This is a genomic window from Candidatus Nitrosocosmicus sp. FF01, assembly GCF_047711275.1.
Classification (GTDB): Archaea; Thermoproteota; Nitrososphaeria; order Nitrososphaerales; family Nitrososphaeraceae; genus Nitrosocosmicus.
This window is the reverse complement of record NZ_JBLNIG010000011.1, coordinates 1-1481: the sequence shown is the minus strand read 5'-3', so window position 1 is coordinate 1481 and position 1481 is coordinate 1. Positions and strand designations below refer to the sequence as shown.

2 protein-coding genes are annotated in these 1481 nt (G+C 35.0%); one reads left to right on the top strand and one right to left on the bottom strand.

Annotated elements, in window-relative coordinates; genetic code table 11:
* Positions 1 to 441: 441 nt before the first annotated feature.
* Positions 442 to 603: a DUF2283 domain-containing protein gene (locus ACMT7R_RS14900; RefSeq protein ID WP_415312760.1), complete on the bottom strand. Its 162-nt coding sequence runs from the start codon at positions 601 to 603 to the stop codon at positions 442 to 444.
* A gap of 239 nt (positions 604 to 842) precedes the next feature.
* On the opposite strand from ACMT7R_RS14900, the gene ACMT7R_RS14895 reads away from it, so the two are divergent.
* Positions 843 to 1451 carry a DDE-type integrase/transposase/recombinase gene (locus ACMT7R_RS14895; protein WP_415312759.1) on the top strand — a complete coding sequence of 203 codons (609 nt, stop codon included), beginning with the start codon at positions 843 to 845 and terminating at the stop codon, positions 1449 to 1451.
* The last annotated feature ends 30 nt before the right edge of the window (positions 1452 to 1481 follow it).

Sequence of the window (1481 nt, the reverse complement as noted above, 5' to 3'; positions counted from 1 at the left end):
ATGATATGCGGGTTCGGTGGGAATAAGTCCCGTAGGGTATAGGGGCCCGATGGAAATAGTCACATATCTGAGGGTAATCAGTTAGAAAAATACATTCTGTCAAGATCTTGAATTAAAATTATCTAAATTCTTGATAGACGAGGATAAATCTAAAAATGTAAATTTTTCGTAACCGTATTACCATATATTTTATAGTTATAGTATAATGTAAATATAATAATCAACCTCATATTCCGTTAGCCAGCACCAATTTGAGACCACGTTCTATGGAATAAGGTGGAAGGATTGTTGCTCATGTTGTATTGCCATCTATTCCAATACAATCTTTTATTTGTGTATCAATTTTTCGTGTATTGAACACAAAAAGGCAGTAGCCGGGAGTGGCAATTAATAAGTAATTCGGACAAGCAAACCCTCTATATGGCTACTCATGACAATATGTCAGACATTATTTTTCATGCCTAAAATCTCTACTCCGACAGGCATGCCATCTTTATCCAAGTCAACATAGAAATTTTTGCTTATAGGTTCAGTTTTTACTATTTTATTATCTGTGAATTTGATATATCCAGCATCCACATCTTTATTATAATAAGAATTCATCCTATCTCACACTGATCTTACTATGATCGAATCCGTCCCATAAAAGTATGCCGGATTTTTATACGTGAGATATAAAGGATCCTGCGAATTGCAAAAATTTAATCGAATACGCTAAGCACAAATTAAGAGATTGGGGAATTATAAGATAGGCGCTTTCTGCTATTTGATCATGCAAATAGGTCTAGACGGCTCTGTTCAGTTAAGAAAAACCTATAGCTTGAAGACGTCTTATTTCATATGTGTTTACCAGAAATAAAACGCCTCCAGAATACGTCTATCGGGGCTTGTATTTGTATTTTTCAGGGCTATCTCTTATGAGAACATCTGAAAGATTATCATACTGTATCAAACGAAATCATGTCACTATCTGGAACTGGATTCAAAAGTACCAACCTAAGATTATCAAGACAAAACAAAGACGAATATGTGAATTCATTGTAGATGAAACATTGCTTAAGGTAGGTTCAGAATACACATGGTTATGGGTTGCAATAGATGCAAAAAGTAAGGAAATTCTCGCACTATCTATCTCTAAAGAGAGAAACATGTTTGTTGCCGAACGGTTTCTGTTAAACATAATCAGAGACTATGGAAAGCATCCAGTTTCAACAGACGGTGGTGGTACTTGGTACCCCATGGCTTGTCAATTCCTTAAATTAGAACACCATCTCCATTCCTCCTATGAAAAAAGTTTGATTGAAAGAACAATACAATACATAAAGGATAGGACAGAGAATTTTGATGATTACTTTCCCTGCAGAATAAAGAACTGCAACCTAAAACATGTAAAAAACTGGTTGAACCCGTTTGTCGACTATCATAATAAGGAATTAAAACCTGTTAACTGAACAGAGCCGTCTAGACTGTTTGAATAGGAA

Excerpts from the sequence above, each read along its gene's own strand:
- ACMT7R_RS14900 (WP_415312760.1), bottom strand. The coding sequence starts at position 603 with ATGAATTCTTATTATAATAAAGATGTGGATGCTGGATATATCAAATTC.